Below are 15353 nucleotides of genomic sequence, written 5' to 3'. Positions count from 1 at the left end.
ATGAACTATCAGCGATTTTTCGAAGAAGCGATCGACCAGCTTCATGCCGAACGACGCTACCGCGTCTTTGCCGATCTTGAACGTATCGTAGGCAGGTTCCCGCGCGCAATACACCGGTCGAATGGCCAGGCCCACGAAATCACCGTCTGGTGCTCCAACGACTATCTCGGCATGGGTCAGCACCCGAGTGTGATTGAGGCCTTCCAGCAGACGGCCGGCCAGATGGGCTCGGGCGCCGGCGGCACGCGCAACATCTCCGGCACCAACCATCCGCTGGTCGAGCTCGAGCTTGAGCTCGCCGACCTGCATGGCAAGGAATCGGCGCTGGTGTTCACGTCCGGCTTTGTTTCGAACGAGGCCTCGATCTCGACCATCGCTCGCCTCCTGCCGAACTGCCTGATCCTCTCGGACGAACTGAACCACGCCTCGATGATCGAGGGCGTGCGCCGCTCGGGCGCCGAGAAGAAGATCTTCCGCCACAACGACGTCGCGCATCTGGAGAGCCTGCTGCAGGCGGCCGGACGCGAGCGCGCCAAGCTGATCGTGTTCGAGTCCGTCTATTCGATGGACGGTGACATCGCGCCGATCGCCGAGATCGCCGACCTCGCCGAGAAGTACAACGCCATGACCTATATCGACGAGGTCCATGCGGTGGGCATGTACGGCGCGCGCGGCGGCGGCATCACCGAGCGTGAGGGGCTGGCGCACCGCATCGACATTATCGAGGGCACGCTGGCCAAGGCCTTCGGCACGCTGGGCGGCTACATCACCGGCACCAGCGCCGTGGTTGACGCCGTGCGCTCCTACGCGCCGGGCTTCATCTTCACCACCGCGCTGCCGCCGGCGATCGCCGCGGCGTCGGCGACCTCGATCCGTCACCTCAAGACGTCCCAGGAGGAGCGTGACGCACAGCAACGTCAGGCAACCCAGACCAAGCGCGTGCTTGGCGAGGCCGGCCTGCCAGTGATGCCGTCCGAAACCCACATCGTACCGATTCTGGTGGGTGATCCGGAGCTCTGCAAGATGGCGTCCGACCGGCTTCTCGGCGTGCATGGCATCTATATCCAGCCGATCAACTACCCGACCGTGCCGCGTGGCACCGAGCGGCTGCGCATCACGCCGACGCCGTTCCACACCGACGAGCTTATCGAGACGCTGCGGGACGCGCTGACCGAGACCTGGGATGCGCTCGGCATTCCCTACCGCACGTCGGACCAGCCATCGGTGGCCAAGTCCGAGCGGATCATCCCTCTGCTGGTGCCCAAGTCAGGCGGCTGAGCCGCCGCCCCGCTTTCCTGAAATCCGCGTTCAGCGCTTGCGGATCCACTCCGCAAGCCGCGTTGCCGCCTCCTCGAGCTGGTCGAGGCGGCGGTGGAAGCAGAGCCTGAAGAAGGCATCTCCCCCCTCCCCGAACGCCGTGCCGGGCGCAAGCCCGACATTGGCTTGGTCAATGATATCGAAGGCGGCGCTGCGCGATTCCTCGATGCCGTCGATGGAAAAGAACAGATAGAACGCGCCCTGCGGGGCGATGACGCGCGCGCGCCCGGTTTCCGCGAGGATACCGCAGACGATGTCGCGCGCCTGCCGCGCCCGCTCGATCTGCGAGGCCAGGAACCCATCGCCGTGCTCGAGCGCGGAGACGCCGCCGCGCTGCATGAACTGGGCCACCCCCGAGGTTGAATACTGGATGAGGTTCTCGAAGGTCTGCTGCAGCGACGGATGCATGCGCAACCAGCCCATCCGCCAGCCGGTCATCGCCCAGTTCTTGGAAAATGTGTTGACGAAGATGATGCGGTCCTCGTCCTCCATGAAATCCATGAAGGAAGGCGCGCGCACGTCGCCATAGTAGAACAGGGCATAGATCTCGTCGGCGATGATCCAGAGCCCGTGCCGGCGTGCAAGGTCAAGCACGGCCTTCAGCTCGTCCATGCTCGCCGTCCATCCGGTTGGATTGGACGGGCTGTTGAGGAAGATCGCCTTTGTACGCGGAGTGACGGCCGCCTCGAGCTTGCCCACGTCGCAGGACCATCCATTGTCGGAAAGGTCGAGCCGTACCGCGACCGGTCGGGCGCCGGCGACGCCTGCGGCGCCCGGAAAATTCGGCCAGGCAGGGCTGAGATAGATGACCTCGTCGCCAGCTCCGGCGGTAGCCTGGAGCGCGAGCTGTATGGCCTGCATGCCGCCGCCGGTGACGAGAAACTCTTCGGCCGCGAATTCACGCCCGAAATGCCGCTGGTGGTAGCGAGCCAGTGCCTCGCGCAATTCCGGAATGCCACGTTGCCAGGTGTAGAAGGTTTCGCCGTCGCGCAGGCCCCGCGTCGCGGCATCGGAGATGAAGGCCGGCGTGGGAAGATCGCCCTCGCCCGTCCAGAGCGGGATCAGGCCCTCGCGCCCGCGGCCATAGCCGGCAACGGCGGAGATTCCGCTTTCCGGGGCAAGTTGGGCTTCGCGTCGCAGATTTTCAAGCAGGGTCATGTCGCATCCTGACGTTGAATGGAACTTCTTAACCGAGTGATTAGCTGGCCATCAAACAGAAAACCCCGGCCAGAATGACCGGGGTTTTCGAAATTTCATTGCGCCAGCAAGTGCTATTTCTTCGCCAGCAGGTCGCGGATCTCCGTCAACAGCTCGATCTCGGGCGTGGGCAGGGTCGACTGGGCCGCCTTCTCCGCAACGAGCCTGCGGCGGAGTGTGTTCACGCCCTTGACCATCAGGAAGATGATGAACGCAAGGATCAGGAAGTTGATAAAGACGGTGATGAAGTTGCCGTAGGCGAACACGGCGCCCTGCTTCTTGGCCTCGACCAACGTGTCCGCGGTGACCTTGGAGGACAGCGACAGGAAGTAGTTGGAAAAATCGAAGCCGCCGAAGATGGTGCCGACCACCGGCATCACGATATCGCCGACGAGCGAATTGACGATCAGGGTGAAGGCGCCTCCTATGATGATACCGACCGCCAGGTCGATCACATTGCCCTTCGAAATGAATTCCTGAAATTCCTTGAGCACCGAACCCTCCTTGTAATGCAGCCGCGCAACCGTCATGTCCGCCTCTCGGGCGTCGGCCGATGCGCCATCTTAACAAAAACCCTGAATTGAAAAACGACTAAATCACTCGCCACTATTGGCGAAACTGGCCCACTGGCCCAAACGAGCGGCCCCAACTCGACCAAAGGCTTAGCGGCCACGGCATCGACAAGCACCACCGGCTGTGCTTGCCTTCAGGTTGAAATCCTATTCGGACGCTTGGGGGGAGGTTGGTTCAAGCGTGCAGGGCTGGGTCGTCGTCATCATTGCCGTCGCCTATGTGACGCTGCTTTTCGCGATCGCCAGCTTTGGCGACCGGTGGGCGGCGATCCGTGGCACCAGCCGGCCGCGTCCCGGCATCTATGCGCTGAGCCTGGCGATCTATTGCACGTCCTGGACCTTTTTCGGCTCCGTGGGCCTGGCCTCCGAGCGGGGGATGGAATTCCTTGCCATCTATATTGGGCCGGTCCTCGTCTTTGCCTTCGGCTTCCCGCTGCTCAGGCGCATCGTGAGGCTTGCAAAGGCCGAGAAGATCACCTCGATCGCCGATTTCCTGGGCGCGCGCTATGGCAAGAGCTTCGCAGTCGCCTGCATCGCCACGCTGATCGCCACAGTCGGCGCGGTGCCATACATCGCCCTGCAGCTCAAGGCGATCTCCGGCTCGGTCAGCCTGATGGTCGAGAACTACAATGGCGCGCCGCCCTCCTTCGACCCGTTCGTCAGCGACATCTCGCTGATCGTGGCGATGCTGCTGGCATTGTTCGCCATCCTGTTCGGAACGCGCCATGCCGACGCGACAGAACATCAGGACGGGCTGGTGTTGGCCGTGGCGGTGGAGTCCGTGGTCAAGCTCGCCGCTTTCCTCGCGGTCGGTCTCATCGTCACCTTCTTCCTGTTCGGCAATCCGGCGCAGATGGTCGAGACACTGGCGGCCAATGCCGAGGTGCGGCGGGCCTTGAGCTACACCACTTCGCTGGGCACCTGGGTGGTCACGACCGTGATCAGCGGCTTCGCCATCGTCATGCTGCCGCGCCAGTTCTACGTGATGATCGTGGAGAACCGCAGCGAGAACGAACTGCGCACCGCCACCAGGGTGTTTCCGCTTTATCTGATCGCCATCAATCTCTTCGTGTTGCCGATTGCCTTCGCCGGGCTGGCCCTGGTTGGTCCGCGCACCAGCAGCGACCTCTACGTGCTGTCGGTGCCGCTGCTCGGCAACAGGGACATGCTTGCCATGATTGCCTTCATCGGCGGGCTTTCGGCCGCGACTGCGATGGTGATCGTCGAGAGCGTGGCGCTTGCGATCATGATCTCCAACGACCTGCTCATTCCGCTGTTCGTGCGGCGGTTGCTCAAGTCGCAGCCAAGCGAGAACGAGGACTGGTCGAGCCTCATCCTCAACATCAGGCGCGCCTCGATCTTCATCATCCTGTTCGCCGCCTTCCTCTACTACCGCGAGAGCACCAACAACGCCCGCCTGGCCTCGATCGGGCTGATGTCCTTCGCCGCGATCGCGCAATTTGCTCCGGCTTTCGTCGGCGGGCTCATCTGGCGGCGCGCCAACGGCCGCGGCGCGGCATTGGGCATGACGGCCGGCATCATCGTCTGGGCCTACACGCTTCTGCTTCCCTCACTGGCCGCGCCCAACACGCCGGTCATAGTCGACGGACTGTTCGGCATGGAGGCGCTGCGGCCGCAAGCGCTGTTCGGCACCCTGGCAGAGCCGCTGAACCACGGGGTGATGTGGAGCCTCGCCATCAACACGATCTGCTTCGTGCTCGGCTCGTTGTCGCGCGCCTCGGTACCGCTTGAGCGCATCCAGGCGGCGATATTCGTGCCGCGCGACACCAACCCGATGCCCAGCCTGCGGCGCTTCCGCACTGCCGTTACCGTCAACGATCTCAAGGACACGATCTCGCGCTATCTGGGCGTCGAGCGCACCGAACGCTCCTTCCAGACCTTCGAGCAGAATGACGGCGTAGAGCTCAACGGCAATGAACAGGCCAGCATGGAGGTGGTGCGCTTCTCCGAGCAACTGCTGGGCAGTGCTGTCGGCTCGTCCTCGGCGCGGCTCATCCTGTCGCTGCTGTTCAAGCGCCACGACAGCGCCTCGCGCGACACCTTCCGCCTGCTGGACGACGCGACCGAGGCGCTCCAGCACAATCGCGACCTGCTCCAGATCGCGCTCGACCAGATGGAACAGGGCATCACGGTCTTCGACAAGGATTACCGCCTCACCTGCTGGAACCACCAGTACCGCACCCTGTTCGACCTGCCCGACCACATGGGGCAGGTCGGCGTCTCGCTCGACCAGCTCCTGCGCTTTCTGGTCACGCGGGGCGATATCGCACATGAGGCGCGGCTGATCATTCTCGATCGCCTGAGCAGTTTCGAAAGCCCCTGGCAGATGGAGCTCAGGACCAGCGGGCGCATCATCGAGCTGCGATCCAACCCGATGCCCGACGGTGGCATCGTGGCCACCTATGCCGACATCTCCGCCCGCGTGGCGGCCGACCTCGCGCTCAAGCGCGCCAATGAATCGCTGGAGCAGCGCGTGCGCGACCGCACGGCCGAACTCATGCACGTCAATGAGGAACTGGCGCAGGCGCAGATGCTCGCCGAGGAGGCCAATCTGGGCAAGACGCGCTTCCTGGCCGGGGCCGGCCATGACATCCTCCAGCCGCTCAACGCCGCCCGTCTCTACTGCTCGTCGCTGATCGAGATGGCGGGCAGCGGGCCGGCCGGCAACGCGGCCATCAACATCGAATCCGCGCTCGAGTCGGTGGAAACCATTCTCGGCGCGGTCCTCGACATCTCACGACTCGACGCAGGCGCGATGAAGCCCGTGGAAAGCGTGTTCCGCCTCGACGGATTGCTGCGCCAGATCGGCACGGACTTCCAGCCGCTGGCGGCGGAGAAGAAGCTGGAACTCATCATCGTGCCATCTTCTCTAGCGGTGGAAACCGACCGGAACCTGCTGCGACGTCTGGTGCAGAACCTTGTGTCCAACGGCATCAAATACACGCGCAGCGGCAGGATATTGGTGGGCGTGCGGCGGCGCGGCGAACTCGCCGAAATTCAGGTGATCGACACCGGTATCGGCATTCCCGGCGATAAGCTCAACACCGTGTTCCGCGAGTTCACCCGCCTCGATGAGGGCGCACGTGAGGCGCAGGGGCTGGGACTGGGCCTGTCGATCGTCGACCGCATCGCGCGGGTGCTGCGCCTGGAGCTTCGCATCGATTCCGATTCCGGCCAGGGCACGCGCTTCTCCGTTCTGCTGCCCGTGACGGCGGCGCGGGAGCCGGACCTCGTTGCCGAGGCCGGGCCGCAGCCTGCCGCCGGTGCCGCGCTCAACGGCTTGACGGTGTTCTGCATCGACAATGACGCGCGCATTCTGGCCGGCATGCGCCTGCTGCTGGAAGGCTGGGGATGCGAAGTCAATGGCCATGTGGGCTCGCAGGGCTTCGAAGCGACACGGCCGGAGAAGGCGCCGGACCTGATCCTGGCCGACTATCACCTCGACGGCGAGAACGGCCTCGAGGCGATCACGAAGCTGCGCGCGCTTTACGGGTGCAAGACGCCGGCCGTGCTGGTGACGGCCGACCGATCGAACGAAGTTCGGGCCAGCGCCGACCTGCTGGAGGTGCCGGTGATCAACAAGCCGGTGAAGCCGGCCGTGCTGCGCTCAATGATGATGCGGCAGCGGCGCATGGCGCCAGCCGCGGAGTAAGCGGTCGGCTATTGCGCTGTCGAGAGTGGCTCGCTGCCGATCTTTGAAAGCAGGATCACCGCCTGGGTGCGGCTGTCGACGCCGAGCTTCTGCAGCACGGCCGAGACATGTGCCTTGATGGTCGCCTCCGACACCGACAGCTCGAAGGCGATCTGCTTGTTCAGGAGCCCCTCGGCCATCATGCCGAGCACCCGCGCCTGCTGCGGCGTCAGCGACTGCAGGCGTTTGATGAGGTCGGAAATTTCGGGGTCGCGCTCGACGCCGAGGTCGACCCCGTCCGGCGTGGTGATGCCGCCCGAAAGCACGGTGCGCACCGCATTGCGGATTTCGTCCATGCTGGCGGACTTGGAGATGAAGCCCGAGGCCCCCAGCTCCAGCGCGCGGCGGATCGTCTCCGGATCGTCATGGGCAGAGACCACCACCATCGGCACCTCCGAATGGACGCCACGCAGGGAGACCAGGCCGGACAGCCCACTGGCGCCGGGCATCGACAGGTCGAGGAGCAGAAGATCGATGTCTTCATTGGCCGCGACGCGTGTCTTGGTGGATTCGAAATCGCCGGCTTCAAGAATGGTGGTCACGTTGGCGATGCCCGAGAGCGCCTGCTTGAGCGCTCCGCGAAAAAGCGGGTGATCGTCCGCGATCACGAACTTGTAGCCTGACGGCAAGATAACCTCCCCCAAAACCCGCGTTGTCATTGTTGTTCGATGCGGATCCAGCCTCGCGATTATGCGGCGATGGGCGGGGTTTTCAAGCGATAAGCGTCGATAGAGGTCCTCCCGGCAGGCCCGGACTGGAAAGCAGCCACAAAATCCACGGCTCCGCCGCCTCAGGCCTTGTTCGGCATGAGCGGTGTTTCTTGTCCTGGCGACTGCTGCTGCGGCGTTCCTTCGGGCTTGTTCTCGTCTTTCTCCAGGTCCTTGACGATACCCATGAAGCGGCGAAAAAAGCGCTCCATGTAGTTCATGCCCTTCTCGAACTCCTCCTCGGAGGGAAGCGCAGGCACTTGTACCGCGGGCAGGTTCCTTTCAAGCGCAGTGACACGCTTCTCCAGCGCCTTCACAGCGTTTTCGAGATGCTCGATCTGCGCCTGATAGGCATCACGCTCGTCGGCCGCCAGCTTGCAGACCAACTGCCCGCCCTGCTCCTCGCAGATCGACATCCCGCCGGTCTGGGTGTCCATCCGAATGTAGCCGTGGTCAGATTTTTCGAGCTGATAACGCTCGTCGGCAGCGTAAGCACCGTTAGCGGCCTGCGAAACGAGAACTGCCGCAAGGGCGATGGCAGTAGGACGCATGGTTTCCTCCATTGGCAAGCGGCTGAACAGGCTCCGTGTCGTTTGCGCCGGAAATCGGATGCGGGCGGTCGCATCCTCCTTTCCCCACCGCTGCTTTCGGACTATAGGGCGCGCATGCGACAGATCATCTACAAAATTTGCCCCGAACTACTTTGGCGCGAGGCCGAGGCGGCCGGTGTCTTCACCGGTGCACCGGTGGACCTCGCAGACGGCTTCATCCACTTCTCCACTGCCGAGCAGGTGCGGGAAACGGCAGCCAAGCATTTTGCCGGGCAGCACGGCCTGTTGCTGATTGCCATCGACGAGGCGAAGCTTGGTCCCGCGCTGAAATATGAGGTTTCGCGAGGCGGGGCGCTGTTTCCGCACCTCTTCGCCCCGCTGGACCTTGGGGCCGTGGCCTGGGTCAAGCCGCTGCCGCTAGGTGCCGGCGGCGCCCATGAGTTTCCGGCTCTGGAGGCGTGATGAGCCTTTTCGACGCGCTCGGCCGCAACCTGCTTTTCACCTTCGATCCGGAAACGGCGCATGGGCTTTCGATCAGGGCGCTGCGATGCGGCGTTCCGCTCCCGGGCAAGGCGGTGAGCAGCCCGCGACTGCGCGTCTCGCTGTGCGGGCTCGATTTTCCCAATCCGCTCGGCATGGCGGCGGGCTACGACAAGAACGGCGAAGTGCCCGACGCCCTGTTGCGGCTGGGCTTCGGCTTTGCCGAGATCGGCACGATGACGCCGCTTGCCCAGCCCGGCAACCCCAAGCCGCGCATCTTCCGGCTGACTGACGACGAGGCCGTGATCAACCGCCTCGGCTTCAACAACGAAGGCCACGAGCGTTGCGAACAGCGTCTTGCCGCCCGCGCCGGACGCCCCGGCATCGTCGGCGTGAACATCGGCGCCAACAAGGACAGCGCCGATCGCATCGGCGACTACGAGCTCGGCGTGACGCGCTTCGCCCGCTATGCCAGCTATCTCACCGTCAACATTTCCTCGCCCAACACGCCGGGCCTGCGCAACATGCAGGCGCGCGAAAGCCTGGCCGAACTCTTGTCGCGCGTGGTGGCCGCACGCGAAAGCGAGGCGAAGCGACTTGGGCGCAAGACGCCGCTCTTCCTCAAGATCGCGCCCGACCTGCACGAGGCCGATCTGGAGGACATCGCCGCCGAGGTGACGGAGAAGGGTGTCGAAGGCGTCATCGTCTCCAACACGACGATCTCACGCCCTCGCCTCGCCAGTGCGCAACAGAACGAGACCGGCGGTCTCTCCGGCAAGCCGCTGTTCGCGCGCTCCACCATCGTGCTGGCCAAGATGCGCCGGCTGCTCGGCCCGGATGGGGCTATCATAGGCGTAGGCGGCGTGAACTCGAGCGACACCGCGTTGGAGAAGATCCGCGCCGGCGCCGATCTGGTGCAACTTTACACCAGCATGATCTATGCCGGGCCGGCGCTGCCGGCGCGCGTCGTTGAAGGCATGGCCCGCTTCGCGGAGGCGGAAGGTATTTCCAGCTTGCGCGAGATAAGGGACACGCGCCTCGCCCACTGGGCCGATCGCACGCTCGACTGACTCGCTCAGCCGGCGAAGGTCGAGCGCACGTTCCTTGGCACGATCGACAGCAGGCTCAGGCCGCGCGCGATGAGAAACACGTGCAGTGCCGCCCACAGGCCGTGATTGCCGAAATAGTGGCCGAACAGCACGAGCGACGCGACGAAGGCCACGAATGACAGGAGCATCATGTTGCGCATGTCGCGCGACCAGGTCGCACCGATGAAGACCCCGTCCATCTGGAAGGCCATGACGCCGCTTAGAGCTGTGAAGGCGGCCCACGGCAGGTAGGCGGCGGCCTCGGCCTGCACTGCTTCGGCGGTGGTGACCAGCCCGATCAGACCTTCGCCGAACAGTAGCACCACCACGCTTGCCACGCCGGCCAGTGCAAATCCCCACAGCGAGGTCAGCCTGATAGCCCGGTTGAACGCCGGCAGATAGCGGGCGCCGACGGCCCTGCCCGCCAATTGCTCGGCAGCGGTGGCGAAACCGTCGAGGAAATAGCTCGACACCATGAAGAAATGCATCAGCACAGCGTTGGCAGCGAGGGTCAGCGTGCCGATCTGCGCGGCCTGGCGCGTGAGCAGCGTGAACGCACCCATCAGCACGAAGGAGCGGATCATGATGTCGCCGTTGAGCGCCAGCATCCGGCGCATTGCGCCCGCGTCGAAAATCTCGCGCCAGACAATTTTGGGCATTGCTGCGAAGCGTCGGGCGATGATCGCCAGGGCGAGCAGCATGGTGGCAACCTCGCCGCAGACCGTGCCCCATGCAACGCCCTCGACGCCCCAGCCTAGATGCAGGCCGAGCAGAACCGACAGCGCGATATTCACGCCATTGAGCACCAGTTGCAGGAACAGCCCCATCTTGGCCTCGCCGCGGCCGAGGAAATAGCCAAGAATGGCGTAGTTCAGAAGCGATGCGGGCGCCGAAAGCAGCCGGATGCGAATGTAGGTATCCATCGCCGCCGTGACGCTCGGCTCTGCCCCCATGAACCACTCGCCGAGCGCGGCAACCAGCGGCGCCAGCAGGATGAGCGCGAGGCCGCAGCCGAGTGCAATGGCGCAGGCGCGCAGCAACACAGCGCGCTCCTCCAGCGCCTCCCCTCGCCCAAAGGCCTGAGCGACGAGGCCCGTTGTGCCGGAACGCAGGAAGTTGAAGCTCGTGAAGACCACGTCGAAGATGATCGCCCCGGCCGCCAGCCCGCCGAGCAAGGCGGCATCCCCGAATTGCCCGACCACTGCCGTGTCGACCAGACCGAGCATCGGCGTGGTGATGTAGGCGAGCGTCATCGGGATGGCGATGGCGAGCACCAGCCGGTTGCTGACGTCGAATGCTCGGGAGCCGAGCGCCGTCGATGCGATCTGATCCACGTCGGGTCTTTCCGTATGGCGTGACAAGTCGGTTTGCAGCACCCGCCTGCCCCGCGCAAGGGCAGGATGTCAGGAGAGTATCAGCCGAAGCTTCAGCGGCAGTCAGCGCCGATAGCTGAACAGCCGCAGGATGACGAAGGCCGGCACCACCACCGCGGCGCCCAACAGGAAATAGCCCACGAAGCGGTCTATCGCCTTGAAGCCCATGTTCCAGAGCTGCAGCACGAAATCGCGTATCTGGTAGAGGACGTCATAGGGCGACCAGCCGAAATAGCTCATCACTATGCCCACCAGGAACGACACCACGAGCAGCTTGAGGAATATCCGAAGCGGGGTGTCACCGAGAAAGCGCGTAAATTCGGACACGGGTCGTCCTCCTGCGATTCGCATTACGATTGCCTTCGTGCGCACATAGGCGACATCGGGCGGCACGTTCAAGCGTCGCTACCCACAGAAAGCGCGCGCGCCAAGATTTGCGATTGCCGATCGACGCGTGTCCGTGATAATCGGAGCGGTACGCGGGTATGATGTAATGGTAGCTTGTCAGCTTCCCAAGCTGAACGCGCGGGTTCGATTCCCGCTACCCGCTCCAGAATTCCGCAAATCACCCCGATGCGCCCGGAATTGGGGCCGTTTTTTTTGCCGAGAAAGCTGCGTTCCTGTCGCCTGTCCCCGTGCCCGCGCCGTAGAACAGTGGATGGTTTCGGAAGGTTGCCACATGATACCACTTTGCGTCCCCAATATTTCCGGAAACGAGGCCAAGTATCTGGCCGAATGCGTGGAGACGTCGTTCGTCTCCAGCATCGGTCCTTTCGTGACGCGCTTCGAGGACATGGTGGCAGCGGCCGCCGGCACACGAGGCGCTGTGGCAACATCGGCCGGAACGACCGCCCTTCATGCGGCGCTGATTGCGGTCGGCGTGCGTCCCGGCGACTTGGTGATCTGTCCCTCCCTCACGTTCATAGCCTCCGCCAACGCCATCTCCCACTGCGGCGCGACGCCATGGCTTTTCGACGTCGACGCGGAAAGCTGGACGCTCGATCCGAAACTGCTTGCACGGGAACTTGCTGAAAGCACATCGCTGCGGGGTGGCGAACGCATCCACACCCACACCGGCAGGCGCGTTTCGTCGGTGGTGCCGGTGTTCACGCTCGGCATTCCCGCCGACATGGACGCCTTGACCGCCGTGGCGCGCGAGGCAGGCCTGGCAGTCGTGGTCGACGGCGCGGCAGCCCTCGGCGCGACCTACAAGGGCAAGCGCTCGGGCGACCTTGGTGCAGATCTCACCATGTATTCCTTCAACGGCAACAAGACCGCCACGGCCGGTGGCGGCGGCGCGGTGGCCGGAAACGATGCCGGTCTTCTGGCACATTTCAGGCATCTAACCACGACCGCCCGCACCAGCCCCGACTACGACCACGACATCGTCGGCTTCAACTACCGCATGACCAACCTCCAGGCCGCAGTGGGCTGCGCGCAGATGGAGCGGCTGGACGACTTCGTAACCGCCAAGCGCCGGATCGCCGCGCGCTACAATGAGGCGCTTGGCCGGATCGACGGCTTCGGCGCCTTTCCCGAGCCGGCCCATACAGAGTCGGCCGCCTGGTTTTCCGGCTTCGCGTTCCAGACTCGAGACGGGGATCGCAGAAGCGCCGCATTGCGTGGCCATTTGCGCGCTCAGGGGATCGACGCCCGGCCGTTCTGGAAGCCGATGCATCGCCAGGCTCCGTATCGCGATGCGCCGAGAACGGAGATGGCGGTAACCGACGCGCTGTGGTCCTGCATCGTCACCCTGCCCTGCTCCACGCACCTCACCGAGGCCGATCAGACGAAGGTCATCGGCACGGTTCTCGCCTGGGCGCGAGACTGAAGCAGGGATCAGTTCGCCGCGCTCCCGGGGCCGTCGTAGAAGCGCTTGGCCAGCAGGTGCGGGCCGAGTTCGACGGATTTCAGCACCTCGACGATCCGCTCCGCGGCATGACCGTCGCCATAGGGATTGACCAGCCCGACGAGTGAGGAGCGGAAAGCCGGGTCGAGCGCCTTGCGGATGCCGCCAAGGATTTCATCGGCGGTGGTGGGGACGTCGATGACATTGGCCGCGCGCGTGCGGCCCTGCTGGCGTTCGCCGATATTGACCGTGGGCACCTTGAGCGCAGGTGTCTCGATGAGGCCGCTTGAGGAATTGCCGATCACCGCGGCCGCCTCGCGCAGCATGGCAAGGTAATTCAAGGCGCCGAAATTCTCGACCAGACGGCAGTCGGCGCGTTCGTCAAGGAAGCGCAGATACTCGGCTCGGATAATGTCACTGCCCGCATCGGCGTTGGGTGCAGTGAGCACGACAGGAATGTCCACCTGCCGCAGGGCATTGAGCAGCGCCGAAACGTGCCCCAGCGCCTGCTCCGGCTGCCGGGTAACCGGATGGAAGGTCACCAAAAGCGGCGGCCGCTCGAGAGAGATACCGAAGCGTTGCGCGAGCGTGGCCGGGTCTGGCAGTTGCGCTTCGCGGATGGTATCGAGCGATGGCGCGCCGCTGACCGTGACCCGCCACGGCTCCTCGCCCATTCGAACGATGCGGTCGGCATAGTCCATCGTGGCCGCAAAATGCAGATGCGCCATCTTGGTGATCGCATGCCGGAAAACCTCGTCGATCGCGCCAAAAGAGAGCTCTCCCCCGTGGATATGCGCGATCGGAATGTTGAATGGAACCGCGGCAGAAGCGACCGCAAACATCTCAAAGCGGTCGCCAAGCACGAGCAGCAGGTCCGGCCGCTTTTCGGCAAACACACGCGCGCTGCCGGCCATCGCCACGCCCATCGCCTCGGCCGTCGGGCGCGGGCCACCAAGGGTTTCGGGTAAAGGAACTCTGCCAGATATTGGACGGGAATCATTGACGATTTCGTCGATGGTGCCGCCGGATGCCTGGCTCAGATGCGCTCCGGTCACCAGCAACTCGTAGCAGAGCCCGCTCTCGGTCGCGATACGGTTCATCACCGGACGGCAAACCCCGTAGTCCGAGCGGCCAACCGTCGCGATAAGGATCTTCCGCATGAAAATTTCCTCCAACAACCCGCCATTTTTATCCCCGTCTTTCGCGACGGTGCAACAATCGCGACTGATCAACATCGGAGCCTTCGATGACACCGCCCGACCCGAACTCGACCGTCCGCCTGAAGCTTCCCTTCATCATGCCCTCGCAGGCGCAGAAGCACGTGACCCACAACGAGGCTCTGGAACGCCTCGACACGTTGTGCCACCCGGTGGCCAAAGATCATAGCCGTTCCGAGCCCCCCGCCGCACCCGAACCCGGTGATTGCCACATCGTCGCCAGCGGTGCGACCGGCGCGTGGTTCGGGCAAGACGGCGCCCTGGCCACATGGCAGAGCACCGAATGGGAGTTTCTGCCCCCCTTTGCCGGCATGGTAGCCTATGTGGAGGACGAGCAGGCCTTCGTCTTTCACGATGGGCGAGACTGGGAGCAGCTACCGTCGCGCGCGCCCGAAACCGTCGAAAGGCTGGGCATCAATGCGCCGGTCGATACCCTCGTCCGGTTTTCGGTCGCATCGGATTCGGTGATCTTTTCGCATGATGCGGTCGCCCCCGGCAGCGGCGACATGCGCGCCATCGTCAACAAGGCTCACCCGGACGCCACGGCCTCCGTCGTATTCCAGGAAAATTGGAGCGGCCGCGCCGAGATCGGGCTGACCGGCAACAACGGACTGGAGGTCAAGGTCAGCAACGACGGCGACGCCTGGAAAACCGCGGCGGCATTCGACCCTGCCAGCGGAGCCGTACGGGCGACGACGGCGCTGATCGTTGGCGAGGACGTGACCACACCAAGCATGGTAACCTTGGCCGCCCCGGCTCCGACTTTCACGCTGCGCGATACCACGGGTGTGGGCAACGCACATCTGGGCTTCGTGAACTGGGTGGACGGGAACGGCGAAGAAAAGGTCTGGTGCGGCCTTGGCTCTGCCACTAACTCGACCTTCACCTTCCTCTCGCACTACTCCGGGGGATGGCTTTTTATGCGTATGGCGGCAACTATCCGATCATCTTTCGCCAGGGCAGCAGTATCCGCATCAATGTCCACACCAACGGCTATGTGGGCATCCTGGAGACTGCCCCCACCGCGCCCCTGCATGTGAACGGGGCGGCACGGTCGGCAACTACACGGTCGCCAATGCGCCTTCCGCGGCTAGCTGCGGAGCCGGCTCGATCGTCTACGTATCGAACGAAAAAGGCGGTTCCACGCTGGCCTTCTCGGACGGGAGCCAGTGGCGCCGCGTTTCCGATCGCGCCATCATCTCCGTCTAACACCTTGGTGGGCGAACGGCATCAAGCCCAAAGGTTTGCATGCAGACCTTTGGGACTTGCCTCGCCCAGCGTTGGCAAACA

13 protein-coding genes and 1 tRNA gene are annotated in these 15353 nt (G+C 64.0%); 7 read left to right on the top strand and 7 right to left on the bottom strand.

Annotated elements, in window-relative coordinates:
* Nucleotides 1-1278, top strand: coding sequence for a 5-aminolevulinate synthase (gene hemA, locus ABLE85_RS01040; protein ID WP_348790834.1), 1278 nt, complete (start codon nucleotides 1-3; stop codon nucleotides 1276-1278).
* A 30-nt stretch (nucleotides 1279-1308) separates the two neighbouring features.
* On the opposite strand, the gene ABLE85_RS01035 is transcribed toward hemA, so the two are convergent.
* Nucleotides 1309-2475: a pyridoxal phosphate-dependent aminotransferase gene (locus ABLE85_RS01035; protein ID WP_348790833.1), complete on the bottom strand. Its 1167-nt coding sequence runs from the start codon at nucleotides 2473-2475 to the stop codon at nucleotides 1309-1311.
* A 113-nt stretch (nucleotides 2476-2588) separates the two neighbouring features.
* On the bottom strand, nucleotides 2589-3008 hold the full coding sequence (gene mscL / locus ABLE85_RS01030; protein WP_348791424.1) for a large conductance mechanosensitive channel protein MscL: 420 nt from the start codon (nucleotides 3006-3008) through the stop codon (nucleotides 2589-2591).
* Between the two features lie 259 nt (nucleotides 3009-3267).
* On the opposite strand from mscL, the gene ABLE85_RS01025 reads away from it, so the two are divergent.
* The gene (locus ABLE85_RS01025; RefSeq protein ID WP_348790832.1) at nucleotides 3268-6759 is read left to right on the top strand and encodes a PAS domain-containing hybrid sensor histidine kinase/response regulator; all 3492 of its coding nucleotides are present in this window, start codon (nucleotides 3268-3270) and stop codon (nucleotides 6757-6759) included.
* Between the two features lie 8 nt (nucleotides 6760-6767).
* Here the strand turns inward: ABLE85_RS01025 and ABLE85_RS01020 are convergent, their stop codons facing one another.
* Nucleotides 6768-7427 carry a response regulator transcription factor gene (locus ABLE85_RS01020; RefSeq protein ID WP_348790831.1) on the bottom strand — a complete coding sequence of 220 codons (660 nt, stop codon included), beginning with the start codon at nucleotides 7425-7427 and terminating at the stop codon, nucleotides 6768-6770.
* 161 nt (nucleotides 7428-7588) lie between these two features.
* A complete protein-coding gene (locus ABLE85_RS01015) occupies nucleotides 7589-8056 on the bottom strand; it encodes a hypothetical protein (protein ID WP_348790830.1) in 468 nt (155 codons plus the stop codon).
* A 114-nt stretch (nucleotides 8057-8170) separates the two neighbouring features.
* On the opposite strand from ABLE85_RS01015, the gene ABLE85_RS01010 reads away from it, so the two are divergent.
* A complete protein-coding gene (locus ABLE85_RS01010) occupies nucleotides 8171-8518 on the top strand; it encodes a DUF952 domain-containing protein (RefSeq protein ID WP_348790829.1) in 348 nt (115 codons plus the stop codon).
* The gene (locus ABLE85_RS01005) at nucleotides 8518-9606 is read left to right on the top strand and encodes a quinone-dependent dihydroorotate dehydrogenase (protein WP_348790828.1); all 1089 of its coding nucleotides are present in this window, start codon (nucleotides 8518-8520) and stop codon (nucleotides 9604-9606) included. The genes ABLE85_RS01010 and ABLE85_RS01005 overlap by 1 nt, the downstream gene beginning before the upstream one ends.
* 5 nt (nucleotides 9607-9611) lie before the next feature.
* On the opposite strand, the gene ABLE85_RS01000 is transcribed toward ABLE85_RS01005, so the two are convergent.
* Both ABLE85_RS01000 and ABLE85_RS00995 read right to left on the bottom strand, forming a co-directional pair.
* Entirely contained in the window at nucleotides 9612-10958 is a 1347-nt protein-coding gene (locus ABLE85_RS01000) for an MATE family efflux transporter (RefSeq protein WP_348790827.1), read from the bottom strand.
* 102 nt (nucleotides 10959-11060) lie between these two features.
* Nucleotides 11061-11324: a DUF6460 domain-containing protein gene (locus tag ABLE85_RS00995; protein ID WP_348790826.1), complete on the bottom strand. Its 264-nt coding sequence runs from the start codon at nucleotides 11322-11324 to the stop codon at nucleotides 11061-11063.
* Nucleotides 11325-11476: 152 nt separating this feature from the next.
* On the opposite strand from ABLE85_RS00995, the gene ABLE85_RS00990 reads away from it, so the two are divergent.
* A tRNA-Gly gene (locus ABLE85_RS00990) sits at nucleotides 11477-11550 on the top strand.
* A 126-nt stretch (nucleotides 11551-11676) separates the two neighbouring features.
* Nucleotides 11677-12828 (top strand): aminotransferase class I/II-fold pyridoxal phosphate-dependent enzyme, encoded by a 1152-nt coding sequence (locus tag ABLE85_RS00985; RefSeq protein WP_348790825.1) that lies wholly within the window; start codon nucleotides 11677-11679, stop codon nucleotides 12826-12828.
* Nucleotides 12829-12836: 8 nt separating this feature from the next.
* Here ABLE85_RS00985 and neuC read toward each other — a convergent pair whose 3' ends face one another.
* Nucleotides 12837-14006, bottom strand: a complete 1170-nt coding sequence (neuC, locus tag ABLE85_RS00980; protein ID WP_348790824.1) for a UDP-N-acetylglucosamine 2-epimerase — start codon at nucleotides 14004-14006, stop codon at nucleotides 12837-12839.
* Between the two features lie 86 nt (nucleotides 14007-14092).
* On the opposite strand from neuC, the gene ABLE85_RS00975 reads away from it, so the two are divergent.
* Complete coding sequence (locus tag ABLE85_RS00975; protein ID WP_348790823.1) at nucleotides 14093-15103, top strand: DUF2793 domain-containing protein; 1011 nt, start codon at nucleotides 14093-14095, stop codon at nucleotides 15101-15103.
* The last annotated feature ends 250 nt before the right edge of the window (nucleotides 15104-15353 follow it).

This window comes from Mesorhizobium sp. KR1-2 (genome assembly GCF_040045035.1).
Lineage (GTDB): Bacteria > Pseudomonadota > Alphaproteobacteria > Rhizobiales > Rhizobiaceae > Pseudaminobacter.
This window is presented reverse-complemented; position numbering and strand designations above follow the sequence as displayed.

Bases quoted from the DNA above. Each gene is read 5' to 3' on its own strand.
- hemA (WP_348790834.1), top strand. From the start codon at position 1: ATGAACTATCAGCGATTTTTCGAAGAAGCGATCGACCAGCTTCATGCC.
- ABLE85_RS01035 (WP_348790833.1), bottom strand. From the start codon at position 2,475: ATGACCCTGCTTGAAAATCTGCGACGCGAAGCCCAACTTGCCCCGGAA.
- ABLE85_RS01015 (WP_348790830.1), bottom strand. From the start codon at position 8,056: ATGCGTCCTACTGCCATCGCCCTTGCGGCAGTTCTCGTTTCGCAGGCC.
- ABLE85_RS01010 (WP_348790829.1), top strand. From the start codon at position 8,171: ATGCGACAGATCATCTACAAAATTTGCCCCGAACTACTTTGGCGCGAG.
- ABLE85_RS01005 (WP_348790828.1), top strand. From the start codon at position 8,518: ATGAGCCTTTTCGACGCGCTCGGCCGCAACCTGCTTTTCACCTTCGAT.
- ABLE85_RS00985 (WP_348790825.1), top strand. From the start codon at position 11,677: ATGATACCACTTTGCGTCCCCAATATTTCCGGAAACGAGGCCAAGTAT.
- neuC (WP_348790824.1), bottom strand. From the start codon at position 14,006: ATGCGGAAGATCCTTATCGCGACGGTTGGCCGCTCGGACTACGGGGTT.
- ABLE85_RS00975 (WP_348790823.1), top strand. From the start codon at position 14,093: ATGACACCGCCCGACCCGAACTCGACCGTCCGCCTGAAGCTTCCCTTC.